Origin of the sequence: Streptomyces sp. NPDC127197 (assembly GCF_042672405.1) — a bacterium.
Lineage (GTDB): Bacteria > Actinomycetota > Actinomycetes > Streptomycetales > Streptomycetaceae > Streptomyces > Streptomyces flavusporus.
In genome coordinates this window covers 57356-72784 of record NZ_JBHXVG010000027.1, presented here as the reverse complement: position 1 = coordinate 72784, position 15429 = coordinate 57356, and the positions used below count along the sequence as shown (strand labels likewise).

16 protein-coding genes and 1 pseudogene are annotated in these 15429 nt (G+C 71.2%); 10 read left to right on the top strand and 7 right to left on the bottom strand.

Features of this window, described 5'->3' with window-relative positions; translation table 11 throughout:
* Positions 1–85: 85 nt before the first annotated feature.
* A complete protein-coding gene (locus ACFVJQ_RS32650; RefSeq protein WP_385789207.1) occupies positions 86–1324 on the bottom strand; it encodes a thiamine pyrophosphate-binding protein in 1239 nt (412 codons plus the stop codon).
* A gap of 221 nt (positions 1325–1545) precedes the next feature.
* Here ACFVJQ_RS32650 and ACFVJQ_RS32645 point away from each other — a divergent pair, with 221 nt between their 5' ends.
* Positions 1546–3456 (top strand): glycoside hydrolase family 9 protein, encoded by a 1911-nt coding sequence (locus ACFVJQ_RS32645; protein ID WP_385789205.1) that lies wholly within the window; start codon positions 1546–1548, stop codon positions 3454–3456.
* Here ACFVJQ_RS32645 and ACFVJQ_RS32640 read toward each other — a convergent pair.
* Together ACFVJQ_RS32640 and ACFVJQ_RS32635 are read right to left on the bottom strand one after the other, a co-directional pair.
* Positions 3440–3619, bottom strand: a complete 180-nt coding sequence (locus ACFVJQ_RS32640) for a hypothetical protein (protein ID WP_224739995.1) — start codon at positions 3617–3619, stop codon at positions 3440–3442. The genes ACFVJQ_RS32645 and ACFVJQ_RS32640 overlap by 17 nt on opposite strands.
* Before the next feature lie 61 nt (positions 3620–3680).
* A complete protein-coding gene (locus tag ACFVJQ_RS32635; RefSeq protein WP_385789202.1) occupies positions 3681–3875 on the bottom strand; it encodes a hypothetical protein in 195 nt (64 codons plus the stop codon).
* A gap of 130 nt (positions 3876–4005) precedes the next feature.
* Between ACFVJQ_RS32635 and ACFVJQ_RS32630 the strand changes: the two genes are divergently transcribed.
* Entirely contained in the window at positions 4006–4452 is a 447-nt protein-coding gene (locus ACFVJQ_RS32630; protein WP_385516191.1) for a DUF6924 domain-containing protein, read from the top strand.
* 75 nt (positions 4453–4527) lie between these two features.
* Here ACFVJQ_RS32630 and ACFVJQ_RS32625 read toward each other — a convergent pair.
* Positions 4528–5767: pseudogene (locus ACFVJQ_RS32625) on the bottom strand (cytochrome P450).
* 522 nt (positions 5768–6289) lie between these two features.
* On the opposite strand from ACFVJQ_RS32625, the gene dacB reads away from it, so the two are divergent.
* The 5 genes from dacB to ACFVJQ_RS32600 all read left to right on the top strand — a co-directional run bounded on the left by dacB (position 6290) and on the right by ACFVJQ_RS32600 (position 12087).
* Positions 6290–7633 (top strand): D-alanyl-D-alanine carboxypeptidase/D-alanyl-D-alanine-endopeptidase, encoded by a 1344-nt coding sequence (gene dacB, locus ACFVJQ_RS32620; protein ID WP_385789200.1) that lies wholly within the window; start codon positions 6290–6292, stop codon positions 7631–7633.
* A 161-nt stretch (positions 7634–7794) separates the two neighbouring features.
* Complete coding sequence (locus ACFVJQ_RS32615; protein WP_385789198.1) at positions 7795–8832, top strand: ricin-type beta-trefoil lectin domain protein; 1038 nt, start codon at positions 7795–7797, stop codon at positions 8830–8832.
* Between the two features lie 49 nt (positions 8833–8881).
* On the top strand, positions 8882–9847 hold the full coding sequence (locus tag ACFVJQ_RS32610; protein WP_385789196.1) for a transcriptional regulator: 966 nt from the start codon (positions 8882–8884) through the stop codon (positions 9845–9847).
* Between the two features lie 379 nt (positions 9848–10226).
* The gene (locus ACFVJQ_RS32605; protein WP_385789194.1) at positions 10227–11141 is read left to right on the top strand and encodes an acyl-CoA dehydrogenase family protein; all 915 of its coding nucleotides are present in this window, start codon (positions 10227–10229) and stop codon (positions 11139–11141) included.
* The gene (locus ACFVJQ_RS32600; protein ID WP_385789192.1) at positions 11125–12087 is read left to right on the top strand and encodes a helix-turn-helix domain-containing protein; all 963 of its coding nucleotides are present in this window, start codon (positions 11125–11127) and stop codon (positions 12085–12087) included. Before ACFVJQ_RS32605 ends, ACFVJQ_RS32600 begins: the two co-directional genes overlap by 17 nt.
* 3 nt (positions 12088–12090) lie before the next feature.
* Here the strand turns inward: ACFVJQ_RS32600 and ACFVJQ_RS32595 are convergent, their stop codons facing one another.
* On the bottom strand, positions 12091–12681 hold the full coding sequence (locus tag ACFVJQ_RS32595; RefSeq protein ID WP_385789190.1) for a flavoprotein: 591 nt from the start codon (positions 12679–12681) through the stop codon (positions 12091–12093).
* 71 nt (positions 12682–12752) lie between these two features.
* Positions 12753–13097, bottom strand: coding sequence for a hypothetical protein (locus ACFVJQ_RS32590; protein WP_385789188.1), 345 nt, complete (start codon positions 13095–13097; stop codon positions 12753–12755).
* A gap of 57 nt (positions 13098–13154) precedes the next feature.
* Here ACFVJQ_RS32590 and ACFVJQ_RS32585 point away from each other — a divergent pair, with 57 nt between their 5' ends.
* On the top strand, positions 13155–13520 hold the full coding sequence (locus ACFVJQ_RS32585) for a hypothetical protein (RefSeq protein WP_385789186.1): 366 nt from the start codon (positions 13155–13157) through the stop codon (positions 13518–13520).
* A 156-nt stretch (positions 13521–13676) separates the two neighbouring features.
* Complete coding sequence (locus tag ACFVJQ_RS32580) at positions 13677–14150, top strand: DNA starvation/stationary phase protection protein (protein ID WP_385789184.1); 474 nt, start codon at positions 13677–13679, stop codon at positions 14148–14150.
* A gap of 81 nt (positions 14151–14231) precedes the next feature.
* Here ACFVJQ_RS32580 and ACFVJQ_RS32575 read toward each other — a convergent pair whose 3' ends face one another.
* Positions 14232–14771, bottom strand: a complete 540-nt coding sequence (locus ACFVJQ_RS32575) for a CGNR zinc finger domain-containing protein (RefSeq protein ID WP_385516199.1) — start codon at positions 14769–14771, stop codon at positions 14232–14234.
* 118 nt (positions 14772–14889) lie between these two features.
* On the opposite strand from ACFVJQ_RS32575, the gene ACFVJQ_RS32570 reads away from it, so the two are divergent.
* Positions 14890–15318 carry a hypothetical protein gene (locus tag ACFVJQ_RS32570; RefSeq protein WP_385516200.1) on the top strand — a complete coding sequence of 143 codons (429 nt, stop codon included), beginning with the start codon at positions 14890–14892 and terminating at the stop codon, positions 15316–15318.
* The last annotated feature ends 111 nt before the right edge of the window (positions 15319–15429 follow it).

Below are 15429 nucleotides of genomic sequence, written 5' to 3'. Positions count from 1 at the left end.
ACCTGGACGAGTTCCGCGTCTGTGTGTCCCTCGCCAGGAACCTGACGGCACAGAGAGATCCGCAGCGGGCGGTGGCGGTGCTGCGTCAGGGGGCTCGCGCTGTCGTGCCGTGGTTGAACGAACCGAGCAACCGCCGGTGCCCGTTGAAGGTCAGATAGCGGGCCGCCCACACCACCGGGGAGCCGACGTCGACGGTGAAGACGGCGTCCCGGTCCGCGAGGCGGTCGATGGTGCGCGCCACGAACTGCGGGTGGATCGGGGTGCGTTCGTGGTCGTTGACGGCGAGCGCGTCCAGCGACTTACGGGTGCGGGCGTAGTGGGCGAGGGCCTGGTCGAAATGGTCGCGGTGGGTCTTGATGGTCAGCAGCGGCAGCAGCGCGGGCAGGGTGTCGCGCACACTGCCGACCAGGGGCAGGTCGACATGGGTGCGGCGGCCGATCTGCTCGCCGCGGATGTCGAGCTGGATCACCTTCGCGTCGCGCGGATAGAACTGCCGGTAGGGGAAGTCGGTGCCCAGCATGAGCAGGGTGTCGGCCTCCTCGATCGCCTTGTAGCCGGAGGCGAAGCCGAGCAGTCCGGTGAGCCCGACGTCGTACGGGTTGTCGTACTCCACGTACTCCTTGCCGCGCAGGGCGTGCACGACCGGGGCCTTGAGGATCTCGGCGAGCCGGACCAGGTCGTCGTGGGCACCGGCCGCGCCCGCACCTGCGAGGATCGTCACCCGCTGTGCGTCGTTCAGCAGCTCGGCGGCCTCGTTCAGGGGCTCGTCATCCGGGCGGACGACGGTCCGAGTCGGTCGTACGACCGTGGGGGGCAGGTCCCGGCCGGTCTTGGCGAGGAAGATCTCGCCGGGTACGACCACGACCGCCACTCCCCTGCGTTCGACGGCCGCCCGCATCGCCATCTCCAGGATGCGCGGCCCGGACTCGGGGCTGGTGACCACCTCCGCGTAGACGCTGCACTCGGCGAACAGCTCCTGCGGGCGGGTCTCCTGGAAGTAGCCGGAGCCGATCTCACTGCCGGGGATCTGGGCGGCGATGGCGAGGACCGGCACACGGCTGCACTGGGCGTCGAAGAGCCCGTTGATCAGGTGCAGGTTGCCCGGACCGCAGCTGCCGACGCACACATTGAGCTCGCCGGTCAGCCCGGCCTCGGCCGCCGCCGCGAACACGGCGCTCTCCTCGTGCCGCACATGCACCCAGTCGACGCCGTCCCGGCGTATCCCGTCCGTCAGACCGTTGAGCGAGTCACCGGGCAGGCCGTACAGACGGCTCACTCCGGAGGCCTCGAGCGAGGCGATGACGTGGTCGGCGAAGGTGGGCATGCGGTTGCCTTTCATCGGTCGTGAGCGCATCCGGCGGGGCAGGGGCGCCGCCTGGATCACGGCTCGCCGCGTTTGATGAGCGCCTGATCAGTCTCCGGGAACGGACATTGCGCACACATCCGTCGAATGACTGCGTCATCGGCGCCAGGACACCTTCGGCTTCTCGGTCGGACGACTGTCGGATGCCGACCCCCCATGCCCCGTAGGACACACTGTGTGCCATGAAACCCTTGTCCCGGTTCGTTCCGGCAGTCACGGTCACGGTCGCCTCGTTCGTGACGGCGGGCGGCCTCGTCTCCTGCTCGGCGGACGACGCCGCCGAGCCCGCGGAGATACGTGTCAACCAGGCCGGATATGTGACCGGTGAGAAGAAGTACGCCTACGTCATGGGAAACGGCGACGACCTGGCCGACGCCGGCTTCACGGTGGTCGACGAGCGCGGGCGCACCGTCCTGCGCGGCAGGCTGGGCCCCTCGACCGGTTCCTGGAACGCCGCCTACGACACCGTCCGCACCGTCGATCTGTCGGCGCTCCGCCGGACCGGCACCTACCGGCTGCGGCTGACGGGCTCGGCGGAGGGCCGGTCACCGCGCTTCCGGGTCGCCTCGGCGGGGCAGTTGACGGACGCGCTGCGCGCGGACAGCGTGCGCTTCTTCCGCACCCAGCGGGACGGCGGCGACGTACTGCCGGAGCAGACCGGCCGCGTCGCCTCCCACCTGACCGACGAGCGGGCCGTCGTCTACGCGCCCCCGCGCTACACGGCCGGCGGCGAGCGGACGGCCGCCACCGCGCTGACCGAGGTGGCGGGGCCCGTCGACGTGTCCGGGGGCTGGTTCGACGCCGGTGACTTCCTCAAGTTCACGCACACCACGTCGTACGTCGTCGGGCAGCTGCTGACCGCCGTGCGCGACACACCTCCGGTGCCCGGGCTTCCGGCGGAGGCGGACCACGGGCTGGACTGGCTGGACAGGATGTGGGACGGCCCGGACGGCGTCCTGTACGCCCAGGTGGGCCTCGGCAGCGGCAACGCGCGGCTGCGCGGCGACCACGACATGTGGCGCCTGCCGGAGGAGGACGACGCTCTTTCCGTACGGCCAGGCGACCCCGACTACTTGGTGAAGCACCGCCCCGTGTTCCGCGCCAACACCCCTGGCGACCCCATCAGTCCCAACCTGGCGGGCCGGGTGGCCGCCGCCTTCGCGCTGGCCGCGCAGGTACGGGCCGAAGAAGACCCGGAGGCGGCGCGGCGGTGGCTCGACAAGGCGGCGGAGGTGTACGCGCGCGCCGACACCGACCCGCACGGGCGCCTGTTCACCACCGCCCCGGCGAGCTACTACCGGGAGGACTCGTGGCGGGACGACATGGAGTGGGCGGCCGTGGAACTCGCCCGCTCCGCCCGCGAGTTGGGGGACGGCCGAAGCGTGCGGTGGCAGCGGGAGGCGGTCGGCTGGGCGAAGGCGTATCTCCAGTCCGGCGAGCGCGGCACCCTGGACGTGTCGGATGTCAGCGCCCTCGCCCACGCGGATCTGCTGTCCTCGCCCGGACTGGACGGGGACACGAGGAACGCGCTCGAAGCGGATCTCAGGCGGCAGTTGGCGGAGGGCACGCGGCAGGCCGCCCGGGACCCGTTCGGCGCGGGTGTCGTCCTCACCGAGTTCGACGCCGTACCGCGCACTTTCGGGCTAGTGGCCACGTCCGGGCTCTACGCGCGCGTCACGCGTGACCACCGCTTCGACGCCTTCGCCTCCCGGCAGCGCGGCTGGGTCTTCGGTGCCAACCCCTGGGGCACCAGCTTCGTCATCGGCGCGGGTGAGACGTACCCGCACTGCCCGGAGCACCAGGTGGCGAACCTCGCCATGAGCCGCACCGGGCGGGGGGACATCCTGCGGGGTGCCGTGGTCAACGGCCCCAACAAGGCGGAGCTGTTGGGCGACCTGGAGAGGTTCGACAGCATGCGTCCGTGCTCCGCCGAGCCGTCCGGACACCGGTGGTCCGACTTCGACGGGCACGGTGCCGGCTACGTCGACGACGTGGCCGCCTGGCAGACGGTCGAACCGGCGGACGACTTCACGGCGACCGCCCTGCTCGCCCTCTCCCTCACCGCGGACACGGCGGTCACAGAACTGCGCTGAGAAACGTGACGGCCGCCAGCCGGCGGGTCCTCCTGGTGTACTCCTCGGCCTCCCGGTCCGGCTCCCGCCGGTCGTTGCAGTTGACCCGGCGGAGCAGCTCCTCGATGGCCTCCTGCTCCTTGCCCAGACGGCCCGGGAAGAGGGGGTATTCGTAGGTGTTCATGACCTGTCCTGTCGACGGTGGGTGCTCAGCGGCGGCTGCGGTACGGGCCTGCACCTGAGTGCTACAGCCCCAGGTCGAGGGCCAGGCACGAGAAGGTGCGCCACGCACCCGTGTCCTCGGGAGAGGTTTTCGCCCCGCCGTTCGGCCCGGACTCCACCACTTCAGTCATGTCCTCGTAGCGGATGCGCTCGGGCAGCTTGCCGAAGCGCACACGCCGTGCCGCCGCGGCGGTGTCCATCGTGGCTTCCTGGTTCATGACCAGCCTCCACTTCGTGGATCGTGGACGGGTCCTGTCGGTCGACAGGACTGCTTTCAGCTTGCACCCAGCCTCGTCACCAGTCAAGGTGGTGACGCATTGATATGTGTGACCTGTACGGCTGGCTGACATGCCCAGGCATGAGAGACCTTCCGCACACCGGACACACCTTGCTGATCCGCATCGACTTCTCGACGAGGCGGCCCGGCAGAGCCTTCATACCGTTGTCACCACTCCTGACGAGGAGGACGGCTTCCTCGCGGCGCTGCACATCGTGGACGACCCCGCCTACCGCGACCTGACCGCCGAGCGGCTCGTCGCACTCGCGCCCGCCGAGGACGACCTGCTGATCGTGGCGGACGGCAGGGCCTTGACGGAGGCGGAGATGCCGCTGCCGACCGTCATGAGGACGGACGCGGAGGACGAGGACGACGAGGGGCCGGAGCAGGGCTTTGACGAACTCAGGGTCGTGGCCTCGAAGTTGTGGTCCGTCGAGAACAACGTCTCGCTCGCCAACATGGACTGGGAGGAGTTCGTGGACGCCGCCGAGGCGGACGGCGTCTTCCGGGGATTCTGAGGCTTGGAGGTTCACGCCGTCCGCAGCCGTGACTTCGATGCCGGCCGGGTCCATCGGGTGGGAGTCCAGCACATCTCAACCGGTGCGGTAGCGCACCGGCAGGGACAGCACGCCGCGCCATGCCGGACGGGAACCAGGCGAGGGAGTCGGCGGGGACCGCCAGTTCCAGGTGCGGGACGCGGGTGAGCAGGGTGTGCAGGGCGACGCGGACCTCCAGGCGGGCCAGCGGGGCGCCCAGGCAGTGGTGGATGCCGTGGCCGAAGGAGAGGTGCCGGACGGCGGAACGGGTGATGTCGAGCGTGTCCGGGTCGCCGCCGTCGGGCAGGGGGGCGTCGCGGCCGGCGGAGGCGAGGGCCACGGTGACGATGCCGCCTCGGGGGATCCGCACTCCGCCCAGCTCCAGGTCCTCGGCGGCGTATCGGTTCGTGGTGCGCTCGACGGAGGTGTCGTAGCGCAGGAACTCCTCGACCGCGTTGGGCAGGAGCCCCGGGTCGTCCCGCAGCAGCCGCAGCTGGTCGGGGTGCCGGAGCAGCGCGAGCACGGCGTTGCCCAGGAGATTGACGGTGGTCTCGTGGCCGGCGATGACGAGGAGGGCCGCGGTGCCGGCGAGTTCCTCCTGGGAGAGCCGGCCGTCGTCCTCGTCCCGGGCGGCGACGAGGGCGGACATCAGGTCGTCGCCGGGGGTGCGGCGCTTGTCCTCGACCAGTTCGCGCAGGAACGCGTGCAGGCTGGCCACCGCCGCGGCGTACTCGGGGTGGCTCACCTGGAAGGCGAGGGTCGTCCAGCGGCGGAAGTCCTGGTGGTGGGCCTCGGGGATGCCGAGCAGTTCGGCGATCACCGCGACCGGCAGCGGCGCGGTGAAGGCCTCCACGAGGTCGAGTTCACCGGACGGCGGCATGGCGTCGATGAGTTCGTTGGCGATCCGGGTGATGCGCGGCTCCAGTTCGGCGGACCGCTTCGGGGAGAAGGCGCCTGACACCAGACGGCGCAGCCGGGTGTGCTCGGGCGGGTCCGCCTCCAGCATCTGCCCGCCGAACCCGGTGCCGCGCTTGTGCCCCAGGAAGCCCGCCGCCTCCAGCATCTCCACGGCCGGCTGCGGGTCCTTGAGCAGCGCCGGATGGGTCAGCGCCTCGCGGGCCAGGTCGTAGTCGACGACCACCCAGCCCGTGATGCCGGGGAAGAACTGCGCCGGATGAATGGGGCCCTCCGCGCGCAGCCGTGCGTACTGCCGGTGGGCGTCCGCCTTGAACTCCGGGTCCATGATGACCAGTTCGCCCGGTTCACCGGCCGACAGGGCCTGCTGGTACGTGTCCATACGTGTGTCCTCGATCCGTACGACCCTGCCCGTGCAACAGCCGTCATGCAGGACACGGAGCAAGTGCACAGAAGGGTTCACTCGTGCACTTGCCGCCAGGTGTCCGCGGGCCGCGGCGTCATCGCACTCCGACCGCTTCCAGGCTGCTCGGTGCCTCTCGGGCGTCATGGCTCCCCGCGAGCAGACGCGGTCCGCGGTCACGCGGTCGACGCCGCTCGGCCGCTCTGCGCCCCCGCCGGGGAACCAGCAATTCGCGGCGGCCAACGCCGTCACGGCGGACCATGGCGCCCGCCACAGGGCCGTCTTCCGGCACGCGGACTTCATCGGCGGCACCCTTCACCTGTCACACCGATCAGGACACCTGCGTGAGTCCAGGCACACATGTGCGATGCTCGTCGGCCTCTGCGACCGTACCGACACCACACATGACGAATGGTAGGGTGCGCGCCGATCTTCTTCTCACACGTTTCTGTACTCGGACCTTGGGATTCCATGAGTAACTCGGCAGAGGAAACACAGCAGATGAATGCCTTCGTCCCGGGCGGCCGGCGTCGGCACCGCAAGGTGAGACAGGGCGGCTCGGGAGTCCGGCGTGCCGTCGTGCTCGCGATCGCGGTGCCCATGGCCTCGGCCGCGCTGGCGGGGCCCTCGGCCTTCGCCGCGTCCGGCAACAGCGCGACGGGCACGGCGGCCGACGCGACCGAGGGTGTCGACGCCGACGACCAGCAGATGGCCGCGAACCTGGACACCCGGGTGCTCGACCAGCGGCTGGGCTCCGACGTGAGCGGTGTGGTGCTCGACGCGGACTCCGACAGCACCCTGTGGGACCACAACGGCTCCACCGCGCTGATGCCGGCCTCGAACGTCAAGCTGGCCACGTCGACCGCCGCCCTGACGGTGCTCGGCCCGGAGCACCGCTTCACCACCAAGGTGGTCTACGGCGACGGCACCCTGACCCTCGTCGGCGGCGGCGACCGCACCCTCACCAGCGCCGACCTCGCCGAGCTGGCGCAGACCGCGGTCGCCGGACTGCAGAAGGCGGGCCTGACCTCGGTGAAGATCGCCGTGGACGACAGCCTGTTCCCCGAACCGACCCTCGCCGACGGCTGGAACGAGGGCTACTACCCGGACTCCGTCGCCCCGGTTCGCGCCCTGGTCGTCGACGGACGCGGCGTCCAGGACACCTCCATCGACGCCGGGCAGACCTTCGCCGAGCTGCTCGCCGAGAACGGCATCACCGTCGACGGCGACGTCACACGTCGTACGGCAGCCCGCACCGACGTGCCCGTCGCACGCCACAAGTCGGCCCCGCTGGGGGACATCGTCAAGAAGATGCTCAAGACCAGCGACAACAACATCGCCGAGACCCTGCTGCGGATGACCGCCCTGGGCGCGGGACGCCCCGCCACCTTCGAGGGCGGCACCGAGGTCGTACGCCAGGTGCTCAGCCACCGCTACGGCGTCCCTCTCGACCACTTCGAGATCCACGACGGCAGCGGCCTGTCCCGGGCCGACCGCATCCCGGCCGCCACCCTCGCCCAGATCCTCGAACTGCTCACGGAGCCCCGCTACGCGCACACCCTGGGCGCCATCCTGGACGGCCTGCCGGTCGCCGGTGAGGCGGGCTCCACCCTCGGCCCGGAGTGGGGCCGGTTCGACGACCCGAACTCCCAGTGCGCGGTCGGCAAGGTGCAGGCGAAGACCGGCACTCTCACCGGTGCCATCGCCCTGAGCGGTCTGACCCGGACCGACGACGGCGAATGGCGGGTGTTCTCCTTCATCGAGAACGGCTCCACGGCCGCTCCGAACGACATCAAGGACGCGATGGACGGCCTCGCCGCGACCGTGAACGGCTGCTGGGCCTAGCCAGATCCGGCAGCCGGGTACCGCCCGCCGAGACGCCGCCCGACCGCGAGGTCGGACGGCGTCCGTGTGCGTGGCACCGGTCCTGCCTCACATACAGCGGCCCGCCGCCGGGCCCTCCGCGACACTGCCGCCCATGCTCCGGCTCCGCTGGAAAGGAACCCATGAAGCCTCCACACACGCCCCGTTCGCCGGGAGACCTCCCCAAGAGGGTCCCGGGCAGCGCCAGGTCGGTCGGTTCCGGGCCCGCCCAGGACGGCGACACGGCCGGTGCCGCGGAGCCGGCCGCGCCGGGGAGCGTCGGCCGTACGCCGGACGCGGCCGGGAGAGGCGCCTCCCTGCCCCGGCTCGCCCAGATCTCCTCCCTCGGGTCGCGGAGGAACGCCGGCCGCGGTGCCGACGCCCCCGGCGCCGCCACGAACAAACCCGGCGACGACGTCGCACGTACCGGCGACAAGGCCCGGCGCGAGGGATTCCGTGGTGCCCTCGGCGTCGTGGGCATCGTGGGACTGCTCGCGGTGGGCGGCGTCCTGCTGACCCTGGGCCTGGTCGGCGGGCACGACGACAGGCGCGACGGGGCGCCGGTCGCCGTCGACTCCGGTGACTACGGCACAGACGTCGTCGACGGGCTCGGCGATGTGCCGGCACCCGCGGTGAGCGCGGCCGGTACCGGCACCGGCAAGGAGCCCGATGGTGCCGCGAAGCCCACGTCCACCTCGCCCAAGAGCAGTGCGTCGAGCGAGGACGCCCCGTCCGACCGACGCGCCACCGCCCCGGCGCAGGAGCCCACCGGAACCGAGACGACCGCCCCGGCCGCGGCGCCGGGTGTGAACGTGTTCAGCCACGCCTCGCAGCGCTGCATCGACATCGTGGGCGGCAAGGCCGTGCAGGGCGCGAAACTGATGATCTGGGACTGCTCGGAATCCGCCTCGCAGCACTGGACGTTCACGGGCGGGACCATGCGCGCGCTCGGCATGTGCGTACAGCTCGCGGGCGGCTCGACGGCCGACGGGGCGGACCTCGAACTGGCTACCTGCAACGGGAGTTCGGCGCAGCGGTTCGTGCTGAACTCCAGCCATGACCTGGTCAACACGCCGGCCGACAAGTGCACGGATGTACGGGACAACCAGACGGCGAACGGCACTCGGCTCCAGCTGTGGTCCTGCTCCGGCGGTGTCAACCAGAAGTGGTCCACGTCCTGAGCGGATGCCGACCCGACGGAGGTATGTACAGGTGCTTACGGCACTGGGCATGTCCGAGCCCGATGAACGAATCTATCGGTGCTTCCTGGACCAGGGACCTGTGCTCGTCTCGGATCTCGCCGTATCGCTGGGAACATCGGCGGACCACGTTCACCGGTCCGTCGCCCGTCTCACGGAACTCGGACTCCTGCGCGCCACCGGCGGAGGCTGCTACCAGGCGACGAACCCCGAGGCCGCGCTGCTGCCCCTGCTGGCCAGGCGGCAGTTCGAGGTGGAGACGGCGCTGGCCTCGGCGCGGACGGAGATCGACCGGATCGCCGAGCGCTACCGCGACGGAAGGCTGCGGGCCGATCCGCGCAATCTGGTGGAGGTCCTGTCGGAGCGCGAGCTGATCCGGGAACGGGTCGAGGAACTGAGCAACTCCGCGACGAGCCACATGTGGGCCCTCGACCGTCCGCCCTACGTGGGCCGCCCCGATGGCCGACACCACAGCAACGAGGACGAGTTCGCCATCACGGCGGCCTGGCTGGGGCAGGGCATCGAGGTGCGCTCGATCTACTGCCCGCAGTCGATGGAGCGCCCCGGACGGTTCGCCACGCTGCTCAGACTCGCCGAACTGGGCGAGCAGTCCAGACTGCTGCCGTCCCTGCCGTTCAAACTGCACATCATCGACAAGCGAGTCGCCCTGGTCCCGCTGTCCGGCCCGGTCTACGACGACCTCGTCGTCATCCACCCATCCGGCATGCTCGACGCCCTGGTGGAGCTCTACGAGGCCTACTGGGCCCGCGCCGAGCCGATCTCCGGCACGGCGCCCGCCGCGGACGGCACCTTCGACGCGGACGACATCCTGCTCCTCGGCATGCTCAAGGCCGGGCTGAAGGACCAGGCCATCGCCCGCCAGCTGGGGTGCAGCACCCGGACCGCCACCCGGCGCATCGCCGCCGTCCTGACCAGGCTGGGAGCCGACACCCGTTTCCAGGCGGGGGTCAGGGCCGCCGCCCGGGGACTGATCTGAGCCGGCACGCGTGGCCTTCGGCTCTGTTCATCTCCCCATGGCGGTCGCGGCTGCCGCTGAACCTCACAGCGATCGAAACACGTGTCTCCAGCGTATGCGGGTATTCACCCTTGCCGATTCCCCACGTTGGAGAACCCATGAGCACATATGAGTCCGGCCCGTTGCGTCTCCCCGAGCTGCTCTCGGCCTCCGTCAAGGCCGCCGCCGAGGAGATGGAGGCCGGTCGTGATCTGCCCGAGAAGCTGATGCAGGAGCTGCGCGACAGCGGTGCCTTCCGGCTGCTCACCCCGCGCGAGCTGGGGGGTTTCGAGGCACCTCTGGAGACAGTGCTGAAGGTGTACACGAGGGCTTCGGACGTCTCGACGCCTCGGTGGCGTGGGTGGTGTGGAACACCAACTGGGGATTCCTCGCCGCGCTGCTCGGCGAGGCCGGCACCGCCCGGATCTGGGCGGACGGCCCCGATCCGATCTTCGCAAACGCCGACCAGCCTGGCACTGCGGTGGTGACCGAGGGCGGCTACCGTCTCTCGGGCACCTGGAAGCGCGTCAGCGGCGTCGACCGGGCGGACTGGCTCGTCGTGGTCGCCGTCGTCGCGGAGGACGGCAGCCCCCGACTGACGCAGGGGGGCACACCGGACGTACGGCTCTTCGCCCTGAGCCGGGACCAGCTCTCGGTCCTGGACACCGGGGACGTCAGCGGCATGCCAGGCACCGGCAGCAACACGGTGGTCGTCGACGACGTCCTGGTCCCCGACGAGCTGGTCGCCCGGTTCGACGTGCCGGCTCGTACCCAACGGCCCCTCTACCATGGTTTCATCCCCGCGCTCGTCTTCCCTGGCTGCTCCGCCGTGGTGCTCGGTGTCGCGCAGAGCGCCGTCGACGAGATCGTCGCCCTCGCCACGTCCAAGAGCACGTTCACCGGTGGCACGCTCGCGGAATCCGCTCGCGCCCAGGCGACCGTCGCGCGGTCGGAGGCGGCCCTCCAGGCGGCGCGACTGCTGTTGCTGTCCGCGGCGGCGACCGTGGACGCCGCCGGGGAGAAGGGCGAGCCCGCAACCCTCGACCAGCGGGCTGCCCTGCATGCCGCGATGGGCCACGCGACAGAGGTCAGTCGTGAGGTGCTCGTGGCCATGTACGAACTCGGCGGCTCTGCCTCGATCGACCGCGGCAATCCCGTCGAGCGGCTCTTCCGCGACGGCATGGTGGCGCTCCAGCACGCCAACCACTTCGCCCCCTTCCTGGAGGCCGCCGGGCGCGTCCGCTTCGGGTTCGATCCCGGTGTCCCCCTCTTCTGACCAGGACCCGGCGGTGGCCTGTTCACGCACCCGGTGGTCCAGCGCCAACGTCGAGCCCTCCGACACGTTCGCCTACTGGGCCGACGTCGTCTGCGACACGTTCGTCGGGGTGGCGGTGCGTCCGGAGCCGGACAGGGCCTTCGAGGGCCGGATCGAGACGTCCGTCCTGGACGCGGTGGGGTTCGCCGCGCTGACCGCGAGCCCCCAGCAGGTGGCACGGACGCGCCGGCTGATCGCGCGCGACCACGAGGACGTCCTCCTCGCCGACATCCAGCTCCACGGCCGGGCCAGGCTGGAGCAGAACGGACACGTGGCCGTGCTCACCCCCGGGGCGATGGCCTTCGTCGACAGCGCCCGCCCCTACGCGCTGGGTTTCGCGGACGACTTCTCCCAGCTGGTGGTCAAGGTGCCCAGGGCCCGGCTGCCGCACCGCTCCCTGAACGGGGCGACCGCCGTGGAACTGGGTGCCTCGGGCCCCGGCCGGGTGGTCGCCGACTTCCTCGTCGGGCTCGACCGTCTGCAGGGCCACGACCCGGGAGCGGCGGCGGCCCTGCTGCCGCACGCCGTCGACCTGCTGGACGCGGCGCTGGGATGGGCCGCGGGCGGCGCGCTGCCCCAGACGTCGGCGACGGCGTTGACGCGGGAGCGTGTCCACCGGTTCGTACGTCGGCACGCCACGGACCCTCGCCTGGACGCCGCCGCGGTGGCCGCGGGCTGCGGTGTCTCCCGGCGCACGATGTACCGCGCTCTGGCCGAGGGCGGCGAATCGCTCACGCGGCTGATCCGCAGGGTTCGGGTGTCACACGCGCAGCGGCTGGTCCTGGCGCGCCCCGAACGCCCGCTCGCCGCCGTGGCCCGCGAGTGCGGGTTCGGCGGCGAGGCACAGCTGTACCGGGCGTTCAGAACGGTCACGGGCATGACGCCCGGCGCCTACCGTTCCCGGTGACGGTCAGACGACCACGGGCCCGCTCTTCGGCATGAACTCCCTGACCACCTCGATGAACTGGGGCGGAGCCGGCGGCATGGGCGCCTTGACGAACTCGCCGAGGCCGACGTCGTAGCGCTGCCCCCACTGCGGGTCGACGACGTGGTGGCTGTCGAGGCGGAGCTGGTCCACGTTGCGCTGGACAGCGGGCTTGGCCCACATCGCGCCGGTCATCACCGGGAAGAAGACCACGGGGAAGTCGGCGGCGGCGATCGTCGCGGTCAGCATGTTCGGCACGGCGCCCGTGGCGGTGGCGGAGAGCATGTTGGCGGTGGCCGGGAGGACGGCCATCATGTCGTGCTCCACCGCCAGGGTCGCCTGGTTCTCCCGGGCCCAGTCGTCCGGCGTCGTCCCCGTCACCACTCGGTCCGCGAACAGCGCGACGGTGTGCGGCGGAAGGAACGTGGCGGCGGTGTGGGTCAGCAGGACGGTGACGGTCCCGGTGAACGTGGTGCGCAGCGCGTTGACGTACGTCGGGAGCGTGGCGACGGCGGCGGAGCCGGTGGCGCCGATGAGCAGGCGCCCACCGAAGGTGGACGGGTTTTCGCTGGTCATGTCCCCACGATGGTCCGTCGCACTGGCCGGAGTGTGACCAGGTGTGTCACGCGGGCTGACCGTCCGTGCCGTCAGCCGTCCCCGTCCTCCGCGTCGGCCAGCTGGTTGAGCCACTCGTGGAGCAGGACGCGCTCGCCGGGGCTGAGCGCCGCGGTGTCGCCGTGGTCGAGAGCGGCGCAGTGCCATGGCGCTGCCGGCGACGGGGGCGGCGCCGCCGACGTCGTGCCCCTGCGCGGGGGAAGCGCGAGGGTGTTGATCATCATCTCGCGGACGGTGTGGGAGGTCCGCAGGTCGCGGGCGTCCTCGGGAAGGCTCATCAGCGTGATGACCGTGCCCACGCCGGCGGAGTGCATGACCTCGGTCGCGCGCCCGACGCTCATCCGCAGCCGTCCGGCGGCGGCGACCCGGGTGGTCATGTGCCGCAGGCCATCGATGGCCCGTCGTCCTGGAGGGCATCCGCAAGGGCCGTACGTATGTCGCCGAGTCCTCCGCCGTCACCGTCGCCTTCAGCGCGGCTGGCGGCGGCCGGCATCGCCGAGACGCTTCGGTTGGCCGCGGACACACCCGTCGACGTGTGCCTGGAGGTGTCCGGAGTGCCCAATGGCACGGTGCGGTTCATCACCGACGAGGGCCAGATGCACCAGGAGTCGCTGGGCGCTTCCGGCACCGGCACGGTCGTGTGGCGCACCACCGCCTCGCTCGCCGCGTACGTGCGCGCCGAGGTCCGCCACCCCAAGGCGGACGGCACCCCCGGCAAGGGCAACACCATGGCTTCGGCCCCGCAGTGGGGCCCGATGGCGGCGCTGACCAACCCGGTCCTCTTGCAGATCCGGGCCTGACCGCACAAGCCGGCACGGCACACGTGTCGGTGGCCCACCTCGCACACGTGTGCTTGTTGCTGTCGTCCGACCGGCAGTCAAACGACTGATCCATGACAGACCGGTGGCTCCGACAATGGGGACGCTGGCGACAATCCGGAAAGGAACCGCACACCCATGACGGTCATCAACAGCCCACTGCCGGACAAAGAGCGCGAGATCGCGGGCAGCGCCCTGCAGGCGACCCTGGTCGACCTGCTCGACCTGTCCCTGGTGGCCAAGCAGGCGCACTGGAACCTCTACGGGCCGCGCTTCCGCTCCATCCACCTGCAGCTCGACGAAGTGGTCACCACCGCTCGCGACCACGCCGACACGGTGGCCGAACGCGCCGCCGCACTGGGAGTCAGTCCGGACGGGCGGGCCACCACCATCGCCGCCACCAGTGGGGTGCCCGACTTCGCGGCGGGCTGGACGAAGGACGTCGACGCCGTCGACGCTCTGGTGCGGACGTTCTCCGCCGTCATCGAACGGGTGCGGGAACGCATCGAGGTGACCGGCCCGGCGGACGCGGTGACGCAGGATCTGCTGATCGGCCTGACCGCCGATCTGGAGAAGCAGAGCTGGATGTTCCAGGCCGAGAACCGCGGCTGAGGGGTGCGGGGACGGTTCCGTACGAGGGGACCGCCCCCGCTGGACACATGTGCGCGGCGCCCCGGGACAGAGGCGCTCACCTTACCTTCGGCGGCGTGCCCGCAGGGCGGCTGCCTTGACGCGGTTCCCGCAGGTCCGCATCGCGCACCACTCCCGCCGGCGGCCCCGGGAGCGGTCGAGGTAGACATGGGTGCAGTCGGGGTGTCCGCACTCGCGCAGTAGGGCCGCTTCCGCGCCGGCGATGATCTCGACCGCCTCGCGGGCGAGATCGGTGAGGGCCTGGGCGGCCTTGCCGGAACGGCTGGTGCCCGCGGAGCCCAGCCGCATCGCCACCGGCACCCCGGCGGCTTGCCGGTTCACCGCGACAACCGCCCCGACGGGTAGGGGACGGCCGGTGAGACGAGCCCTGACCAGCGAGTGGATCGCCTCCCGCAGCTCCCGCGCCGTGCGCAGGTCCGCCTGGTCGGATCCGGGCCGCTCGTCGAGCAGCCCGGCCTCGACGAACCAGGAGTCGAGCAGCCCGGGGGAGCCGATCCGCTCGATCGGAACCGGCGCCCGCCGCTCCTGCAGGGTGCCCACGAAGTCGAGTGTGAGCGTCCCGCACGGAAACACATGTCTCACGTGACCCTCCTGACAGGTGACCGAACACTCTCCAGAGTAACCACCTTGACGGGTGACGAGACCTCATGGGAATCTTTCGTCACCAGTCAGAACGGTTACTTCTCGGTGAGGACATCCCATGGCAGTCGTACGCTTCCACCTCGTCTCCCAGCTCAGCCCCAAGGACGTGCTGGAGGTACTGACCGACTTCGGTCCCTCCCGCGCCAAGGCCTGGCCCACGATCGACGCCGACCACTTCGAGGTCCACGACCTCGGCGACACCTGGGCCGAGGTCACCGAGGGAACTGCCGCGGCCTGGGAGCGGGTGCGCTACGAGTGGGAACCGGCCGGTGACACGGTCACCATCACCACGCTCGACTCCAAGCTCTTCGGAGCCGGCGGCGGCTGGGTCTTCCGGATGGCCCCCGAGGGCGACGGCACCAGGGTCGACGTCGAGCTGACGCGGCAGCCGAGCACGGTCAAGGGCAAGATGCTCGCCGCGCTCCTCCCCCTGGCCGCTCCCGCGTCCCTGCGCAAGTCCTTCGCGGGGCCGCTGCAGGCGAAGTGACGTGCTCGTACATGCCGGAGGGGGGGGGGGGGGCCGCGGGGGGGGCCCCCCCCGCGTGGGCCCCGAGCGTTGCGACAGGGGGTAGAGTGTGGGGGGGGGGGGGGGGTTGTT

Excerpts from the sequence above, each read along its gene's own strand:
- ACFVJQ_RS32650 (WP_385789207.1), bottom strand. The coding sequence starts at position 1,324 with ATGCCCACCTTCGCCGACCACGTCATCGCCTCGCTCGAGGCCTCCGGA.
- ACFVJQ_RS32645 (WP_385789205.1), top strand. The coding sequence starts at position 1,546 with ATGAAACCCTTGTCCCGGTTCGTTCCGGCAGTCACGGTCACGGTCGCC.
- ACFVJQ_RS32640 (WP_224739995.1), bottom strand. The coding sequence starts at position 3,619 with ATGAACACCTACGAATACCCCCTCTTCCCGGGCCGTCTGGGCAAGGAG.
- ACFVJQ_RS32635 (WP_385789202.1), bottom strand. The coding sequence starts at position 3,875 with ATGAACCAGGAAGCCACGATGGACACCGCCGCGGCGGCACGGCGTGTG.
- ACFVJQ_RS32630 (WP_385516191.1), top strand. The coding sequence starts at position 4,006 with ATGCCCAGGCATGAGAGACCTTCCGCACACCGGACACACCTTGCTGAT.
- dacB (WP_385789200.1), top strand. The coding sequence starts at position 6,290 with ATGAATGCCTTCGTCCCGGGCGGCCGGCGTCGGCACCGCAAGGTGAGA.
- ACFVJQ_RS32615 (WP_385789198.1), top strand. The coding sequence starts at position 7,795 with ATGAAGCCTCCACACACGCCCCGTTCGCCGGGAGACCTCCCCAAGAGG.
- ACFVJQ_RS32610 (WP_385789196.1), top strand. The coding sequence starts at position 8,882 with ATGTCCGAGCCCGATGAACGAATCTATCGGTGCTTCCTGGACCAGGGA.
- ACFVJQ_RS32595 (WP_385789190.1), bottom strand. The coding sequence starts at position 12,681 with ATGACCAGCGAAAACCCGTCCACCTTCGGTGGGCGCCTGCTCATCGGC.
- ACFVJQ_RS32590 (WP_385789188.1), bottom strand. The coding sequence starts at position 13,097 with ATGACCACCCGGGTCGCCGCCGCCGGACGGCTGCGGATGAGCGTCGGG.
- ACFVJQ_RS32585 (WP_385789186.1), top strand. The coding sequence starts at position 13,155 with ATGTCGCCGAGTCCTCCGCCGTCACCGTCGCCTTCAGCGCGGCTGGCG.
- ACFVJQ_RS32580 (WP_385789184.1), top strand. The coding sequence starts at position 13,677 with ATGACGGTCATCAACAGCCCACTGCCGGACAAAGAGCGCGAGATCGCG.
- ACFVJQ_RS32570 (WP_385516200.1), top strand. The coding sequence starts at position 14,890 with ATGGCAGTCGTACGCTTCCACCTCGTCTCCCAGCTCAGCCCCAAGGAC.